20 protein-coding genes and 1 tRNA gene are annotated in these 16937 nt (G+C 36.6%); 8 read left to right on the forward strand and 13 right to left on the reverse strand.

Annotated features, from left to right (window positions below):
• Positions 1 to 8 precede the first annotated feature (8 nt).
• Both DZ858_RS14800 and DZ858_RS14805 read left to right on the forward strand, forming a co-directional pair.
• Positions 9 to 854 (forward strand): transketolase, encoded by an 846-nt coding sequence (locus DZ858_RS14800; protein ID WP_117160518.1) that lies wholly within the window; start codon positions 9 to 11, stop codon positions 852 to 854.
• A gap of 17 nt (positions 855 to 871) precedes the next feature.
• Positions 872 to 1825 carry a transketolase family protein gene (locus tag DZ858_RS14805; RefSeq protein ID WP_117160470.1) on the forward strand — a complete coding sequence of 318 codons (954 nt, stop codon included), beginning with the start codon at positions 872 to 874 and terminating at the stop codon, positions 1823 to 1825.
• Between the two features lie 92 nt (positions 1826 to 1917).
• Here DZ858_RS14805 and DZ858_RS15225 read toward each other — a convergent pair whose 3' ends face one another.
• Complete coding sequence (locus DZ858_RS15225) at positions 1918 to 2070, reverse strand: hypothetical protein (RefSeq protein WP_168926328.1); 153 nt, start codon at positions 2068 to 2070, stop codon at positions 1918 to 1920.
• A 170-nt stretch (positions 2071 to 2240) separates the two neighbouring features.
• On the opposite strand from DZ858_RS15225, the gene DZ858_RS14810 reads away from it, so the two are divergent.
• A complete protein-coding gene (locus DZ858_RS14810; RefSeq protein ID WP_117160471.1) occupies positions 2241 to 2726 on the forward strand; it encodes a ferritin-like domain-containing protein in 486 nt (161 codons plus the stop codon).
• A gap of 81 nt (positions 2727 to 2807) precedes the next feature.
• On the opposite strand, the gene DZ858_RS14815 is transcribed toward DZ858_RS14810, so the two are convergent.
• Positions 2808 to 4193 (reverse strand): MBL fold metallo-hydrolase, encoded by a 1386-nt coding sequence (locus tag DZ858_RS14815; protein ID WP_117160472.1) that lies wholly within the window; start codon positions 4191 to 4193, stop codon positions 2808 to 2810.
• A gap of 143 nt (positions 4194 to 4336) precedes the next feature.
• On the opposite strand from DZ858_RS14815, the gene DZ858_RS14820 reads away from it, so the two are divergent.
• The gene (locus DZ858_RS14820; protein ID WP_117160473.1) at positions 4337 to 4654 is read left to right on the forward strand and encodes a hypothetical protein; all 318 of its coding nucleotides are present in this window, start codon (positions 4337 to 4339) and stop codon (positions 4652 to 4654) included.
• 112 nt (positions 4655 to 4766) lie between these two features.
• Positions 4767 to 5777, forward strand: coding sequence for a M28 family metallopeptidase (locus tag DZ858_RS14825; RefSeq protein WP_117160474.1), 1011 nt, complete (start codon positions 4767 to 4769; stop codon positions 5775 to 5777).
• 109 nt (positions 5778 to 5886) lie between these two features.
• Here DZ858_RS14825 and DZ858_RS14830 read toward each other — a convergent pair.
• From DZ858_RS14830 to DZ858_RS14840, 3 genes are all read right to left on the reverse strand, one after another.
• Positions 5887 to 5962, reverse strand: a tRNA-His gene (locus DZ858_RS14830).
• Between the two features lie 76 nt (positions 5963 to 6038).
• On the reverse strand, positions 6039 to 6755 hold the full coding sequence (gene bshB1, locus DZ858_RS14835) for a bacillithiol biosynthesis deacetylase BshB1 (protein ID WP_117160475.1): 717 nt from the start codon (positions 6753 to 6755) through the stop codon (positions 6039 to 6041).
• Between the two features lie 3 nt (positions 6756 to 6758).
• A complete protein-coding gene (locus DZ858_RS14840; RefSeq protein WP_117160476.1) occupies positions 6759 to 7931 on the reverse strand; it encodes a trans-sulfuration enzyme family protein in 1173 nt (390 codons plus the stop codon).
• A 63-nt stretch (positions 7932 to 7994) separates the two neighbouring features.
• On the opposite strand from DZ858_RS14840, the gene hutI reads away from it, so the two are divergent.
• From hutI to DZ858_RS14855, 3 genes are read left to right on the forward strand one after another with little or no spacing between them, the layout of a single operon-like run.
• On the forward strand, positions 7995 to 9230 hold the full coding sequence (hutI, locus tag DZ858_RS14845) for an imidazolonepropionase (protein ID WP_117160477.1): 1236 nt from the start codon (positions 7995 to 7997) through the stop codon (positions 9228 to 9230).
• Positions 9230 to 10240 (forward strand): formimidoylglutamase, encoded by a 1011-nt coding sequence (locus tag DZ858_RS14850; protein ID WP_117160478.1) that lies wholly within the window; start codon positions 9230 to 9232, stop codon positions 10238 to 10240. Before hutI ends, DZ858_RS14850 begins: the two co-directional genes overlap by 1 nt.
• On the forward strand, positions 10237 to 10692 hold the full coding sequence (locus DZ858_RS14855) for a GNAT family N-acetyltransferase (protein ID WP_117160479.1): 456 nt from the start codon (positions 10237 to 10239) through the stop codon (positions 10690 to 10692). Before DZ858_RS14850 ends, DZ858_RS14855 begins: the two co-directional genes overlap by 4 nt.
• 4 nt (positions 10693 to 10696) lie before the next feature.
• Here the strand turns inward: DZ858_RS14855 and DZ858_RS14860 are convergent, their stop codons facing one another.
• From DZ858_RS14860 to rpmG, 8 genes are all read right to left on the reverse strand, one after another.
• Positions 10697 to 11923 carry a glycosyltransferase gene (locus DZ858_RS14860; RefSeq protein ID WP_239990809.1) on the reverse strand — a complete coding sequence of 409 codons (1227 nt, stop codon included), beginning with the start codon at positions 11921 to 11923 and terminating at the stop codon, positions 10697 to 10699.
• Between the two features lie 2 nt (positions 11924 to 11925).
• Positions 11926 to 12213, reverse strand: a complete 288-nt coding sequence (locus DZ858_RS14865) for a hypothetical protein (protein ID WP_147309609.1) — start codon at positions 12211 to 12213, stop codon at positions 11926 to 11928.
• A 57-nt stretch (positions 12214 to 12270) separates the two neighbouring features.
• A complete protein-coding gene (locus DZ858_RS14870) occupies positions 12271 to 13509 on the reverse strand; it encodes a hypothetical protein (protein WP_117160481.1) in 1239 nt (412 codons plus the stop codon).
• Between the two features lie 7 nt (positions 13510 to 13516).
• Complete coding sequence (gene rimO, locus DZ858_RS14875) at positions 13517 to 14824, reverse strand: 30S ribosomal protein S12 methylthiotransferase RimO (RefSeq protein ID WP_117160482.1); 1308 nt, start codon at positions 14822 to 14824, stop codon at positions 13517 to 13519.
• A 125-nt stretch (positions 14825 to 14949) separates the two neighbouring features.
• The gene (locus tag DZ858_RS14880) at positions 14950 to 15435 is read right to left on the reverse strand and encodes a GNAT family N-acetyltransferase (protein WP_158548379.1); all 486 of its coding nucleotides are present in this window, start codon (positions 15433 to 15435) and stop codon (positions 14950 to 14952) included.
• 14 nt (positions 15436 to 15449) lie between these two features.
• Entirely contained in the window at positions 15450 to 16403 is a 954-nt protein-coding gene (gene ftsY, locus DZ858_RS14885; RefSeq protein ID WP_117160484.1) for a signal recognition particle-docking protein FtsY, read from the reverse strand.
• Between the two features lie 171 nt (positions 16404 to 16574).
• Entirely contained in the window at positions 16575 to 16727 is a 153-nt protein-coding gene (locus DZ858_RS14890; protein ID WP_117160485.1) for a DUF4295 domain-containing protein, read from the reverse strand.
• Positions 16728 to 16733: 6 nt separating this feature from the next.
• On the reverse strand, positions 16734 to 16916 hold the full coding sequence (gene rpmG, locus DZ858_RS14895) for a 50S ribosomal protein L33 (protein ID WP_117160486.1): 183 nt from the start codon (positions 16914 to 16916) through the stop codon (positions 16734 to 16736).
• Positions 16917 to 16937 lie beyond the last annotated feature (21 nt).

Genomic DNA, 16937 nt, shown 5'->3' on the forward strand with positions numbered 1-16937 from the left:
CAACACAAATGGCAGATTTACAACACCTTGAGGATTTAGTAGTTCAAGTTCGCAGGGATATTTTAAGGCAAGTACACGCAGTAAATTCGGGGCATCCAGGTGGTTCTTTAGGCTGTACTGAATTTTTCGTCGCTTTGTATCAAGAATTAATGGAACGCAAAGATGACTTCAATATGGACGGAATTGGGGAAGACCTTTTCTTTCTATCAAACGGTCATATTTCACCGGTTTTTTATAGTGTTTTAGCGCGTTCGGGATATTTTCCTGTAGAAGAATTAAAAACCTTCAGACATATTGATTCTCGCTTACAAGGGCATCCAACTACTCATGAAGGTTTACCAGGAATACGTGTAGCTTCAGGATCGTTAGGACAAGGAATTTCCGTATCTATCGGCGCTGCGGAAGCAAAAAAATTAAATAAGGACAACCACATAGTCTACACCCTTTGTGGCGACGGCGAATTACAAGAAGGCCAAAATTGGGAAGCCATTATGTACGCTGCCGGAAACAAAGTGGACAATCTAATTGTTTCTATTGATTTAAACGGTCAACAAATTGACGGTGCAACTCAAAATGTACTTCCGTTAGGAAACGTAAAAGAAAAATTTGAAGCATTTGGCTGGGACGTTCTAGAAATTAAAGAAGGAAACAACCTTTCTGCTGTACTTGAAGGAATGAAAAAAGCCAAAGCAAAAACTGGAAACGGAAAACCTGTCTGTGTGTTGTTGCACACTGTAATGGGGAACGGTGTTGATTTTATGATGCACACGCATGCTTGGCACGGAAAAGCTCCAAATGACGAGCAATTAGAAAAAGCATTATCACAGAACCCGGAAACGCTGGGTGATTATTAATTCTGAAAAGTAATACAATGAAAAAATATACAGACAGCGGAAAAAAAGATACAAGATCCGGTTTTGGCGCAGGATTAACAGAACTTGGAAAAACCAATGAAAATGTAGTCGCACTATGTGCAGACTTGACCGGTTCTCTAAAAATGGATGAATTTAAAGAAAACCATCCAGAACGCTTTTATCAAGTTGGAATTGCCGAAGCAAACATGATGGGTATGGCAGCCGGGATGACCATTGGTGGAAAAATACCTTTTACAGGTACTTTTGCTAACTTCTCTACAGGTCGCGTGTACGATCAAATACGCCAAAGTATTGCTTATAGTGGTAAAAACGTAAAAATATGTGCCTCTCACGCTGGTGTTACCTTAGGTGAAGATGGAGCAACACATCAAATTCTTGAAGATTTAGGGTTGATGAAAATGCTTCCAGGAATGACCGTAATCAATACATGTGACTACAACCAAACGAAAGCTGCAACCTTGGCCGTAGCGGAACACCAAGGACCTATGTATCTTCGTTTTGGAAGACCAAAAGTAGCAAACTTCACTCCTGAAAATCAGAATTTTGAGATTGGTAAAGCTGTTCATTTACAAGAAGGAACCGATGTAACTTTAGTAGCAACGGGTCATTTGGTGTGGGAAGCACTCCAAGCTGCCGAAAAATTACATGAAGAAGGCATTAGTGCCGAAGTAATTAACATACACACAATTAAGCCTTTGGACAATAAAGCGATACTTGATAGCGTTGTTAAAACAGGGTGCATTGTTACCGCAGAAGAACACAACTATTTAGGTGGTCTTGGTGAGAGTGTTTCCCGAGTATTAGCCAAAAATGCCCCAACTCCACAAGAGTTTGTGGCGACGCAAGATACCTTTGGAGAATCTGGAACGCCTGAGCAATTAATGGAAAAATATGGTTTAAATGCCAATGCCATTATAAAAGCTGCAAAGAAAGTGATCTCGCGTAAATAATCTTTTTTTGCTCCAGTCTGTTGATAGCAGACTTCGATCAAAAAAGAAAGCCCCGCAATATAATTGCGGGGCTTTCTCATTTTAAATTGTTTTTATGCAGTATCACGAGGTTGATGCTGCTCTTTCCGTTGTTTAACTTGATGATTTATCTCTTTCCCATCAGCCTCTTCTCCTTTTTTATTTATGGCTTGCTCTTCTATGCTTTGTTTCTGTTTTTCTGAATTATTTTTCTTATCATTTTCCATAACTGTACAATTTTTATTCACTTAAATATAATCAGTAATCTGCTGAAATCAAAATAATTATAATTCATTAACACCCTTTGTTAAAGCATTCTCAATTGGCAAAATACTAAGAAATTTCTTCTAAAATAGATTGTACTTTTATTATATAATTTCAAAAAAAAGAGAACACTATGAAAACCACAAGAGAACAAGCAAAGGAAACAGTACATAAAGATTTAGTGAATAACCTACAGGGACTACTGAAGAAAAATTATGATGCAGAAAAAGGATTTACTAAAGCTATGGAAGATGCAAAGGATAGTAATTTAAAGCGTTTTCTAGGACAACAAGCTCGACAACGCAATAAATTCGCCACAAAATTAGATAATGAAATACGTTCTTTAAATGAAAAGCCTACTGAAGATGGAAGTACTACAGGAGATTTACATCGAACTTGGATTGATATAAAAACTGCATTTACTGGAAAAGATGATGAAGCAGTTTTGGAAGAATGTATTCGAGGTGAAAAAGCGAGTATGGAAGAATATGAAGAAACGCTAAATGAAAACCGTTTTCCACCAAAGTTACAAACCGTCTTAAATAACCAACTATCTGAAATTAAAGGTACAGTAGCAAAAGTGAAAAACCTTGAAGATCTTGCTGAGAATATGAATTAATGAAAAAGGAAGATGAATAGCAAGAAGAAACCCTGAAGTACCTCCACTTCAGGGTTTTTATTATTTCATTTTTGACCGTACTTAAGCCGTTATTTCAATATCTGCTTCTTTTATAGCTTTAAATCCTCCTGCAACATCAATTACGTTGTGTATTCCTCTACTTTTTAAAATAGAAGCAGCAATTACCGAACGGTACCCTCCTGCACAATGTACATAAAAGGGTTCCTTAGTAGGATAATCACTTAAGTATTCATTTATAAGACTTAATGATGTATGCTTGGCATTAGGAATATGAGCAGAGCTATACTCTCCATCTTTACGAACATCAAAAACAGGAACGTGTTCTTTTATTTTTTCCTTTAATACGGTAGCAGAAACTGATTGCATGCTGTCAACTTCTTTATCAGCTTGTTGCCAAGCTTCAATTCCTCCTTTTAAATACCCCAAGGTATTGTCAAAACCAACTCTCGATAATCGCATCACGGCTTCTTCTTCCCGTCCTTCGTCAACAATCAACAAAATAGGTTGTTGTACATCGGCAATTAAATCACCCACCCACGGGGCAAATCCGCCATCTAAGCCAATAAAGATAGATTTTGGAACATGACCTTTAATAAAATCTTTTTGATGACGCACATCTAACATCACCGCTCCAGTTGTGTTTGCCGCAGTTTCAAACTCTTGTGGGCTTAATGCTTTTGTTCCGCGAGTTATCACTTCATCAAAACTATCATACCCCTCTTTATTCATTTTTACATTTAAAGGGAAATAACTTGGTGGTGGTAAAAGACCATCGGTAACTTCTTGTATAAACTCATCACGAGTCATATCTTCCCGTAATGCATAATTCATCTTTTTTTGATTGCCTAGCGTATCTACGGTTTCTTTCATCATATTTTTTCCACAGGCAGAACCCGCACCGTGTGCCGGATAAACGGTAACGTCATCGGCTAATGGCATTATTTTTTCGCGAAGGCTATCGTATAAAATACCTGCAAGTTCATCTTGCGTCATAGTAGCTGCTTTTTGGGCCAAATCGGGTCTACCCACATCACCTAAAAACAAAGTATCACCACTAAAAATAGCTTGATCCTTACCTCTTTCATCACGAAGCAAATAGGTTGTGCTTTCCATGGTATGTCCTGGAGTGTGCAAAGCAATTATGGTTAGTTTTCCTACTTTAAACTCCTGTTTATCGTTAGCTATCGTAGCATTAAAAGAGGGATTAGCGTTTGGACCAAATATTATTGGGGCTCCAGTTTTTTCAGAAAGTGAAAGATGCCCGCTTACAAAATCAGCGTGAAAATGGGTTTCAAAAATATATTTAATCTTGGCATTATCACGTTCTGCTCTTTCTGTATATGGGTGCGTTTCTCGCAAAGGATCTATAATTGCTACCTCGCCTTCACTTTCAATATAATAAGCGCCTTGCGAAAGACATCCAGTGTAAATTTGTTCAATATTCATTCTCTGTAAAATTTGATGCAAAGATACAGATTGTTGTGATTTATTTTAAAAAATAAGAAAAGAGCACTTAGTTTTTTCACATAATTTTTAGAAAATAGGCTTTAACTTCAACTATCTTTATGGTCAACCAAAATTTACATTTTATGAAACGATTTGCAATTTTATTATTTTCAACTTTGTTATTTGCTTGTGCAAGTGACAAAAAAGATACAGAAACTGTCCGCGATATGGCTGTTCAAGAAGTTAAAAAACAAATGAACTTACCTGAGGGAACTACTTTTAACAATGAGAACATTGAGGTGACTGAAGAAGAATCTAATACAGAAGGAGTTGAGACGGTTTATGTGGTAAAAATTTCTATTAAATCTCAAGATCAAGACGGAAATGAAATGATAAAAACAAATACCTTACGATATGAAAAAGCGGATGATGACACGTATAAGCTCGCATCTTTCGATTAAATAATTATATGCCTTTTATTAAAAGTTGATTCTTTTATAAAAGGCATTTTTATTATTCAATTGAATAATAAAAATAAAGCATCCTTATTAAAAATCAATAATTAATATACAAATGAAATATTTTTTTCTCTCCCTATTAACACTACTTGTAGTATCATGTAATACAGCGCAAACCACTATTGCCAAGAAAAAAACCCGCGTGGACTATGCCAATAGTATTACCGCTGAAGAATTAAAAACCATGTTATACACATTTGCTGGTGATGAAATGCAAGGGAGAATGACAGGTGAAAAAGGTCAAAAAATGGCTGCGGAATACCTTCGTAACTTCTATCAAGATCACGGTATTGCTTCTCCTATCGAAGAGAATAATTATTATCAAACCATCCCTGCTGAATATTTCAATAGAATGCAAGATCCTAAACCATCAGAAAATGTAGTCGCTTTTATTGAAGGCTCAGAAAAACCAGATGAAATAATTGTACTTTCTGCTCATTACGATCACGTAGGTATGCGGGAAGATGGTACTATTTTCAATGGTGCAGATGATGACGGTAGCGGAACTATGGCAATGTTAGAAATGGCTGAAGCTTTTCAGCAAGCAGTTAAAGATGGAAATGGACCAAAGCGTTCTATTTTATTTTTACACGTTACAGCAGAAGAAATAGGATTATTTGGCTCTCGATATTACACTGAAAACCCAATTTTTCCTTTAGAGAATACCGTTGCTAATTTAAACACAGATATGATTGGTCGAATTGATCCAGATAAAAAAGATAATCCAAACTATATTTACTTAATAGGTAGTGACAAACTAAGCCAAGAACTACACGATGTTTCTGAAGAAGTGAACAAAGAATACACAAACTTAGAGTTAGATTATACATATAACGACGAAAACGACCCAAATCGTTTTTATTACCGAAGCGATCACTACAACTTTGCAAAAAACAACATCCCGATCATCTTTTATTTTAATGGAACACACGAAGATTACCATAAACCAACGGATACTCCTGATAAAATTGAATACGACTTAATGACAAAAAGAGCACAATTAATTTTTCAAACCGCTTGGGAAATAGCAAATCGGGAAGGTAGAATTACGGCAGATAAGCTTTAATAAAAATCACGGGGCTTCGATATATCCCTCCTACCGGGACACTCAGACGCCTTGAAACATACATTCTGAATACAAAAAAAGCCTCTCGTTTCCGAGAGGCTTTACTTTTGGGTGGAAGACGGGATTCGAACCCGCGACCCTCGGTACCACAAACCGATGCTCTAACCAGCTGAGCTACAACCACCATGTAATTTCGCTTTAAAAGCGAGTGCAAATATAAGGTATTTACCACGTTTGCACAATATAAAAATATCAGAATTTTTAGATCAAATCAAAAATAGAATCTACAGCCACGTATCGTTCTGTTGTAAAGCCTTCTCCGTGCTCCACTCCTATTAAGCGTCCTAAGTTTTGAGCACGATATGTTATACTCTCATTAAAGTTTGCCGTAGCGATAGGCGTAACCGGTTCTTTAGAGTTTTCATCAAAGAATTGACTTTTATACGCAGCAACCGATTCTAGTTTTTTATCTAAATGTCCAGTTATGTCAACAACAAAGTCGGGCGTTAAGTCTTTCCACTGTATATAATGGTACACATGTTTAGGTCGCCATTCCTTTTGGTGATTACCCTCATGGATTGTTTCAATTTTACGTAAACCGCTTAAAAAACAAGCATCGCTAACCAACTTACTGCCTTTTCCATGATCGATATGACGGTCATCAATTGCATTGCATAAGACAACATCCGGTCTGTATTTTCTCAATATTTTAATAACCTCCAACTGAGTAGCCGTATTGTTCACAAAAAAACCATCTGAGAATTGTAAGTTGTGCCGTACCGCTACACCCAGTATCTTAGCAGCATCCTCTGCTTCTTTATCTCTAATTTCAGCTGTGCCTCTTGTACCCAACTCGCCTCGAGTTAAATCTAATATCCCTACTTTTTTACCATTTGCTACTTCTTTTGCAATAGTTCCTGAACAACTTAACTCTACATCATCAGGATGCGCCCCAATGGCTAATATATCTAACTTCATGGTTTATACTTTTTGTAATTTTCCTTCTAAAACAGTTTCAAAGGCTTGCTCTAAATCGTTTATTAAGTCGCGTTTTTCTTCAATTCCTACAGAAAAACGTAACAAACCATCGCTTATTCCTTGTCGTTCTCTTTCTCCTGAAGAAAGTAATGCGTGCGATGTTTTTGTAGGTGATAAAATAGTAGATTCTACTCCGGCCAAACTCATGGACTCTTTAATTAGTTTCAATGATTTCATAAACTTGGAAGCATCCACTCCTTCTTTTAACTCGAAAGAAAGCATGCCGCTATACCCTCGCATTTGTTTTTTTGCTAACGCATAATCTGGATGACTTTTTAAACCAGGATAATATACTTTGTCAACTAGATCATGTCTATGTAACCATTTAGCCAGTTTTTTAGCATTTTTATTCTGTGCTTTTACCCGAAGTTTCATGGTTTTCATACTTCGTTCCAGCAACCAAACCGTATAATCGCTTAAGCTTCCACCTAAGTTTTTAGCAACATTCCAAATTTTCGTAATATGCTCTTCTGATGCAGCAACCGCCCCTGCGCAAATATCGCTATGCCCGCCCATGTATTTGGTAGCACTGTGTATCATAATATCAATGCCGAAATCTGCCGGGTTTTGATTTATGGGAGACGCGAACGTATTGTCAATCATTGTAACAATATTTCGCTCTTTTGCGATACGTGAAATCATTTCCAAATCGGTTATTAGCATTAACGGATTGGAAGGTGTTTCAACAAAAATTACTTTGGTGTTATCTTTAATTTTTGAAGTAAAGTCAGCTTCAGAAAAACCTTCTGTAAAATCGTATTTAATACCAAATTTATCAAATTCTTCAACTACAAAATTATAGGTTCCGCCGTAAAGCGTTTTTTGCAATACCACATGATCGCCCGCATGTAAAAAAGCGAGCATTGTTGTACTTATGGCCGCCATCCCACTTCCAAAAATTAAACCTGCTTCAGTTTTTTCGAGCATCGCAATTTTTTTGCAAAGCGCTTCTTGATTCGGTGTATTAAAATACCGCGGATAGCGTTTTACATCAACTCCTTCATACGCATATGAACTTGACGTATAAATGGGGGAAACGGCTCCTTTAAACTGTTCATCTTTTACTTCGCCAACGTGTGTGCAAATGGTATTTATCCCTAAATTATTCTCTTTCATCTCACTAAAATTTTCTGAACGTCTAAGGTATAAATTCCTTGTCAAGTTTACTATCTTTATGGTATGAAATTACTCCTTACTAACATACAGAAACTACTGCAAACCCGTGAAAATCCACCGCAAAAAGTAAGCGGAACAGAAATGAACCAATTACCAAGTATAGATAATGCTTGGGTACTTATTGAAGATGGTATTATTTCAGATTATGGTGACATGAGGAATATTCCAAATGTGGAAGGCTTTAAACCCATTGATTGTACTGGTAAAATCGTGATGCCTGCTTGGTGTGATTCGCATACACATATTGTCTATGCAGGAAACCGTGAGCAGGAATTTATCGATAGAATTAAAGGGTTATCCTATCAAGAAATCGCTGAAAAAGGCGGTGGGATTGTCAATAGCGCTAAAAAGTTACAGGAAACTTCTGAAAAAAATTTGTATAAGCAATCTGCCAAACGATTGGAAGAAGTGATGAAACTAGGAACAGCAGCAATTGAAATAAAAAGTGGTTACGGACTTACTACCGAAGCGGAATCTAAAATGCTTCGGGTTGCCAAAAAATTAGAAAAAAACTATCCAATAACGGTGAAAACTACTTTTTTAGGAGCCCACGCTGTTCCAACCGAATACAAAGAGAATAAAACGGAATACATCGATTTAATTTGCAATGACATGCTCCCAAAGATTGCTGAAGAAAAACTAGCAGACTATGTGGACGTGTTTTGTGAAGACGGTTATTTTTCAGTAGCAGAAACGGAGCGAATTCTAAAAGAAGCACAAAAATATAAGCTCACCCCTAAAATTCATGTTAATCAGTTTAATGCTATTGGCGGTATTGCAGCGGGTGTAAAATACGATGCTTTAAGTGTAGACCACCTTGAAGTAATGACCGACGAAGACATTGAAGCTTTAAAAGGCAGTGAAACCATGCCAGTGGCACTTCCCTCCTGTTCCTACTTTTTAAGTATTCCTTATACGCCTGGCCGAAAATTAATCGATGCTGGGTTACCACTTGCTTTAGCAACAGACTATAATCCGGGCTCTACGCCCAGTGGAAATATGAATTTTGTCGTTTCTACTGCTTGTATAAAAATGCGATTAACACCAGAAGAAGCAATTAACGCTGCCACTATCAACGGTGCATATGCAATGGGAATTAGCGATACACACGGCAGTATTACCAAAGGTAAAGTTGCGAGTCTTATTATAACAAAAGCGGTTCCCTCGTATGGTTATTTACCGTATTCCTTTGGAAGTAATTTAATCGATTCTGTAATCATAAAAGGAGAAGTTGTATAATGGATTTCGTTCGATTTTATTCTGAAAAAGAATTGGCACAGCTTACGAGTTCCAGAGCTGGAGAAGAAAAACTGGGAGCTGCTGTAAAAACAGTTTCTAATTGGGAAGAATTGAAAAACACCCAATCAAAATATGTTTTATTAGGTATTCCTGAAGATATTGGCATACGTGCCAATCACGGAAAACCGGGCGCACGAGATGCCTGGGTGTCAGGGTTGCAGTCGTTTTGCAATATTCAGAACAATTTGCTCACTAAAGCTGAAAACTTGATTGTTTTGGGTGAGATAGATTGTAAAACCCAAATGGAACAAGCAGAAAAAATTGATGAAGAAGATCCACATTATTTTGAAAAGTTAGGGGAGTTAGTAACTCAAATTGACGATAAAGTTTCAGAAACAATCAAGCGAATTGTTCAAGCAAATAAAACACCTATCATCATTGGGGGCGGTCATAATAATAGCTTCGGAAACTTAAAAGGAGCTTCGCAAGCTATCGGCAAAGGAATAAACTGCGTGAATTTTGATGCTCATACAGATTTTCGAACCTTAGAGCATCGGCATAGCGGTAATGGATTTTCATTCGCTTATGAAGATGGTTATTTAAACAAGTATTCCATAGTTGGGATTCATAGAAATTATACCTCAAAGGCTGTTTTTGAAATGATGGATGCCAATCCAGAAAGAATTCAGTATTCCATTTTTGAAGATATTGCTATTTCAGAAAAAATAGCTTTTTCAAAAGCACTTCAACATGCTGACGAATTTCTACATACCAAAACTGACTATTTTGGTGTTGAGTTAGATTTGGATGCTATTGAAAATATAGGAAGCAGTGCGATGACGCCAAACGGTTTTACGCTAACCGAAGCGCGAAAATTCTTGACTTATTTTTCAGAAAAACAAAATTGTAAATACATACATATTTGTGAAGGAGCACCGGCTTTTTCAAGCAATTCGGGACAATTAGGGAAAACGATTTCTTATTTAATATCAGACTGTATCGCTTCATGAAAATTACATCCTACGAGCCACAATACGATCAAGACTTTTACGAGCTAAATGTAGAATGGCTAGAAACATACTTTTATGTTGAAGATTTTGACCGAGAAGTATTAAGTAATCCAAAAAAATACATTTTAAACCCTGGCGGGCATATCTTTTTTGCTGTTGAAAACAAGACCGTTTTAGGCACGGTTGCCCTTATAAAAAAAGAAGAAGGCGCTTTTGAACTTACCAAAATGGCCGTTTCGCCAAACCAACGAGGTAAGAAAATTGGTCAAAAGCTAATGCAATACTGTATTGATTTTGCAAAAGAAAATAAGTTTGAAAAACTGTTTCTATACTCCAATACCAAGCTTGAAAATGCTATTTATATTTATAGAAAATTCGGGTTTATAGAAGTAGAACAAGAGCCCGATGTACCATATGAGCGAAGTAATATAAAGATGGTTTTTCCACTCTAACGTATTACTTGTTCTTCTCCTCAATCCATTTGGACATAAACTTTGTGCTTTGTGCCGTGTGGTGCTGTAAAATTTGCCCAAAAAAGTTTTTATTTCTGTGTGCTTCTAATGAGTTTAAAAGAGTGAAAATTCTTTCAATAAGGTTAACCTCAAAAAGATTTTTATCAAATCGGTTATTGAGTATTTTAAAATTTTGCTGCTGCTTTTCTAACCAAACTTTTTCATCGGTATAAAGCGCGATAGCTTTCTCTATAAAGTCAGTCCAATTATCTATCCCATTATTAGTTGCAGAAGCACTATAAAGCCCTTCGGCTCCTATATTTGTAGTTACAAAAGGCGTTCCGCATTGCATAGCATCTATCAATTTCCCTTTTAATCCTGCACCAAACCTGATTGGCGCTAAACACACTCCTGCTTGTTGTATTACAGTGTGACTATTTGCCGCCCAACCTTTAATAATAAACCCTTCCTTCTCGTTATGCAGCTCCTCTATTTGTTGTGGAGCGTACGCTCCATAAATATGCAATTCAGCTTTTGGAAGCTTTGCTTTTATATAAGGCCAAATCTTCTTTTTTAAAATTTTTACAGAATCTACATTTGGTGCATGCAGTAAATTACCAATGGTAATAAAATGGTTTCTTTCTTTAAAAGTTGGCAGGTTTTCAATTTGTTTTTCTGAAGTGGGAGAAAGTAAAAATGGAAGATAAAACAATAGATCTTCTGGAATAGCAAAGGTGTTTTGTAATAGCATCATTTCAGTTTCTGAAATAATAAGTGACAAATCGCACCGCCAAATACTTGCTAACTCTCGTTTTGCTGTTTCCGTAAATAAATTTGCTTCTTCAACAGGTTTCTCTTTTTTTATAGCTGTTTCGCGTGCTTTCCGAAGAAAATGCAAGTCTTCTGTGTCTAATACTTTTAGTGCTTTTGGACAGATCTCACTTACCCGCCAGCCAAATTGTTCTTCGGTTATAAACCGATCAAAAAGCACAATGGTTGGGTTCAGTTTCTGAAGAAAATCATCAAAAGAAGGATTATTAAGTTGAATTTTTTTTGAAGAAACTCCTAAGTTTTCCAAATCCACAGATTTATCACCACCGCTCGCAGTACTTGCAAAAGTTATAGTGTAATTATCTGCTAGGAAAAGCTGAATAAGCTGAAGCATTCTAGAGCCTGCCGCTGTGGTAGACGGTTCAGGAAAGGTATGACCTATGATGAGTAGATTTTTCAAGCTTAGTTATAAACCAAATTAAAACTAATAAATTGCCAAATTATAGAAGCTAAAATAGTGGCACTAATAAACAGCGTCATTAAGACCACTATTTTTTTATTAGATTGCCAATTAATAATATTTAAAACAATCTGTAGTACTAAGGCTATTGCTTGAGACAACAAAAAGGTGTTACCAAATTGCCATTCGGGGTTATTTTGTTTAAGGACAAACGTAATAATCATTACGATTATCAATATCACTGTAAAAGTTATCACCGTCCATTTTGGAAATCTAAACCTCTTATTCATACCATAAAGATACTATTTGTAAGTTTCCTTTCCAATTACGGGATAAAAGCACAATAACTATAAATTTTTAATATCTAGTTGAGCTGTCCTAACAACTTTAGAACTATCTGTTTGCGTCCAAGCAAAGAACAATTTGTCTCCTAATTTTGCCGTTTGAGGAAAGCCACTAGCGCGCTCGGCACTCGTTTTCGAAACAATAATTGGGGCTCCAACTTCTCCTGAAACAGCTATTTTTCTAACTTTAATCACTTCTTCTTCACCATTGGGCTCCATCCAAATAATAACAGCTTCTTTATCTGAAATCATCTCCACCTCTACTCTACCGGTTGCATTTTTAGTGTCAACCCGAATAGAACTTCCGAAGTTTTTACCATTATCCTCTGAAAAAGCTATTTGCACTTTCCCTTCTCCTCCCACTGCAGTAAACCAACCAACAGCAACTGAATTTTCAAGTGCTGCAATGGAAGGACCATTTACAGGACATCCGGGAATTTCCCAATTATCATTCCCAATAGTTTGTGACTTTGTTGGCTCTTCATTTTCAAACCGAATTACTGAAATATCTCTAATTTCTTCTTTACTTCTATCCCGATACGCAACGATTGGTCCGTTGGTAGTCATGGCTGATGACGTTCCGCAGCAATCACAAACGCTATTATCTAACTCGGTATCGTTGCTGATTTCACCTTTAAAGTTAACCGTTGCAGCTCGTAACGTCATGGCACCACCTTCATTATGAGAATCGTGGTTTTCATGACCCCCTCCAACAGTATTTCGACCATCTAACCACGTTACAAAAAAGCCTTTTTTATTAGGTATCATAGAAACAAAGCCGTGCTCGCTTTTGGTACCATCGTTATGGAGAAGAAAATCATTCTTCCAGCTTTCTTCTTCGGAATTGTAAAGGTCTAATTTTACATTATACGTATATGTACCTTTCGCTGACTTTTGTAGATGGCTTGTTAAAACAGTGCCCTTATTTTCGGCTATAACCGGGAAATCTGCCCAATTTATAAACCAATCTGTTCCAGAGCTAACCGCAATAGGCTCCTGCCAATTTTTAGATTTATACTCTGAATAATACAACGTTGAAAGGCTGTCCCGTTGTGTTACGTACGATAAGAAAAGAGACTCCCCATTACTGAACAATCGTGGCAATGAACTGTTTACCGTAGTAGGGTTGGAAATTAATTGAACGTTTTCAGTTATTTCTTTAGGAGATATTTTATCCTCTTTTTTTACTTCATTTTTACACGAGATAAAAAGGAATAAAAAAACTATAAAAGAAATTCTCATGATTTTATTAGCTTTTAACTACTTCCCCGTACAAGTCAAAATCTTCGGCGGCTGTTATTTTTACGTTGAAAAATTCGCCTGTTCTTAAATAGCCTTCTTCAGCATTGACCAACACTTCGTTATCTACGTCTGGACTGTCAAATTCAGTACGTCCAACAAAGTAACTACCTTCTTTTCTATCAATTAAAACACGGAATTCTTTACCAATTTTCTGCTGATTCAATTCCCAAGAAATCTGTGACTGAATGGCCATAATTTCATTAGCCCGATCCATTTTTACATCTTCAGGCACATCATCTTCTAGATTAAAAGCGTGTGTGTTTTCTTCGTGAGAATACGTAAAACAACCTAAACGCTCAAAGCGCATTTCTTCTACCCAGTTTTTAAGTAGCTGGAAGTCTTCTTCCGTTTCCCCAGGGTATCCGACAATAAGTGTCGTACGGATAGCCATATTGGGAACATACTTTCTAAAGTCTCTTAAAAGGTTAGTTGTCTTTTCATACGTAGTACCTCGGCGCATTGATTTTAAAATATGATCCGAAATATGCTGCAATGGAATATCGATATAATCGCATACTTTTGGCTCTTCTCGCATTACGTCCAACACATCCATTGGGAAACCGGTTGGGAATGCATAATGCAACCTGATCCACTCAATTCCTTCAACCTTTGCCAGATTATTAAGTAGTTCGGCAAGGTTTCGTTTTTTATACAAATCAAGACCATAATACGTAAGATCTTGTGCAATTAGGATTAATTCTTTTACCCCATTTGCGGCTAGTTTTTCAGCTTCAGTTACTAAATCTTCAATAGGGGTACTTTTATGCTTTCCTCTCATCAATGGAATGGCACAAAACGAACACGGACGATCACAACCTTCGGCAATTTTTAAATACGCGTAGTTTTTTGGAGTAGTTGTTAATCGTTCTCCTATGAGTTCGTGCTTATAATCAGCACCTAGTGCTTTTAATAAACCGGGTAATTCTGTAGTTCCGAAGTATTGATCTACATCTGGAATTTCTTTTTGAAGATCGGGTTTGTAGCGTTCAGAAAGGCAACCGGTAACAAAAACCTTATCAACTGTTCCTTCTTCTTTTTTCTGAACGTACTCTAATATCGTATTTACACTTTCTTCCTTTGCATTCGCAATAAAGCCACAGGTATTGATTACTACTACATTTCCTTCTTCTTCATGAACAACCTCTTTGTTATTGGCACGTAACTGTCCCATTAATACTTCGCTATCGTAAACATTTTTAGAACAGCCTAAGGTTACTACATTAATCTTATTTTTCTTCAGTGATTTTGTACGCATTCTCTAAGTATAAATAATTAAGTAAGAAATAGAAAGGGTTTTAACTCTCTATATTATTATTGCTTCTATTGCTATTGTCGTATTTTTAAATCAATAATTGCAAGAGTATAAGTTATGGTTGAAATTTAAATTTGTTTTATCATATACAAGTTTGTCCATGATTCGTCATGGAACTTGAATTGCCCCGTAGCTTCATGCTGTATTTTAAAGCCTTCCTTTTTATATAATCGGACTGCATTTTCGTTCCATCCAAATGCTCGTAGGTCAACTTTTTCAACAGTTGCTTTATTTTGAATTCTTTGAATCATTAGCCTGACGATATGTTTCCCCAGCCCTTTACCTCTATACACTTTATCTCCTATCAAAATTCTTGATAATCGAGGGTATTCGTTTTGAAAGTTTAGCTCACAGTGACCAATAACTTTATCAGTTTCAATATCGATTATTCTTTTAGGTTTAAGCCCTTCTTTATTAACGTAATCTTCAAGCTGCTTTGTGGTTAATGGATATGAAAAAATAGGTCCTGCAAATTGAATTAGAGCTCTTTCGGAATCTATCCAACTTATCAATCTTTGAAAATCTTCTTTCGTAAAAGGCTCAAGTTTAATCAATCTAGTTTCTTTTGTTATTTAAAAAACGAATCTACAAACTCGAACTTGTTGAAGACTTGAAGATCTTCCATTCCTTCCCCTACACCAATGTATTTAACGGGAATTTTAAATTGATCGCTAATACCAATAACAACGCCTCCTTTTGCTGTTCCGTCAAGCTTGGTAACTGCTAGCGATGTAACTTCGGTTGCGTTGGTAAACTGTTTGGCTTGTTCAAAAGCATTTTGCCCAGTTGAACCATCCAATACCAATAAAACATCGTGTGGTGCATCTGGAATTACCTTCTGCATTACGCGTTTTACTTTTGAAAGTTCATTCATTAAGTTTACTTTGTTGTGCAAACGTCCTGCAGTATCAATAATAACCACATCTGCATTTTGTTTTACAGCACTTTGCAAACTATCAAACGCTACACTGGCTGGATCGCTGCCCATGCTTTGCTTTACTATAGGAACTTCGGTACGGTCTGCCCATATTTGTAATTGGTCAATCGCCGCGGCTCTAAAGGTATCGGCCGCTCCTAATACTACTTTTTTACCTGCTTTCTTAAATTGATATGCTAATTTACCTATGGTGGTAGTTTTTCCAACTCCGTTTACACCAACTACCATAATTACGTGCGGCACGGAACGTTCTGGTACTTCAAATTCGGTTGCATTACCAGAGTCAATTTCGCTCAAGAGACCAGCAATTTCCTCACGAAGAATTTGATTTAACTCGTCTGTACCTAAATATTTATCTTTTGAAACACGAGCTTCTATACGCTCAATTACTTTTAACGTGGTATTTACTCCTACATCGCTTGTTACGAGTATTTCTTCAAGGTTATCGAGTACATCATCATCTACTTTGCTTTTACCAGCAACAGCTTTGGACAGTTTATCGAAAAAAGTAGTTTTCGATTTTTCTAACCCTTTATCTAGGGTTTCCTTTTTTTCTTTTGAAAATATTTTTTTAAAAAGGCTCATAGTTTTGTTAGTTAAGCACGGTTTTGCGTGAGGGATTGAGTACGCTACCGTGTAGCGACGAAAGCCCGACCCGATTTAGGGGCACGCCCATATCCGGCAAAGATAATGGTTTAAAAATACAAAAAGCCACCTTCGTAAAAAAGTGGCTTTCTGTATAGTATTGTATATTGGTTATTTTTTGTTTAACCAATCGTTTACTTGGTCTGGAGCCATAATAGACTCTACAAAAGTATACGCTCCTGTTTTTTCTGACTTCACCATTTTAATGGCTTTACTTAGTCGCTTAGATCCGGTTTGTAATGTTGCTACTGATTTCTTTGCCATAACTAATTATTTTATCTCCTTGTGAACAGTCATCTTTTTAAGGATAGGGTTGAATTTTTTCAACTCTAATCTGTCCGGAGTGTTTTTCTTGTTTTTAGTGCTAATGTAACGAGACGTCCCAGGTTTACCTGTTGCTTTGTGCTCTGTACATTCTAAAATTACTTGTACTCTATTTCCTTTTTTAGCCATTGTTACCGACTTTATACGTTA

This window comes from Marixanthomonas ophiurae (assembly GCF_003413745.1).
Taxonomy (GTDB): domain Bacteria; phylum Bacteroidota; class Bacteroidia; order Flavobacteriales; family Flavobacteriaceae; genus Marixanthomonas; species Marixanthomonas ophiurae.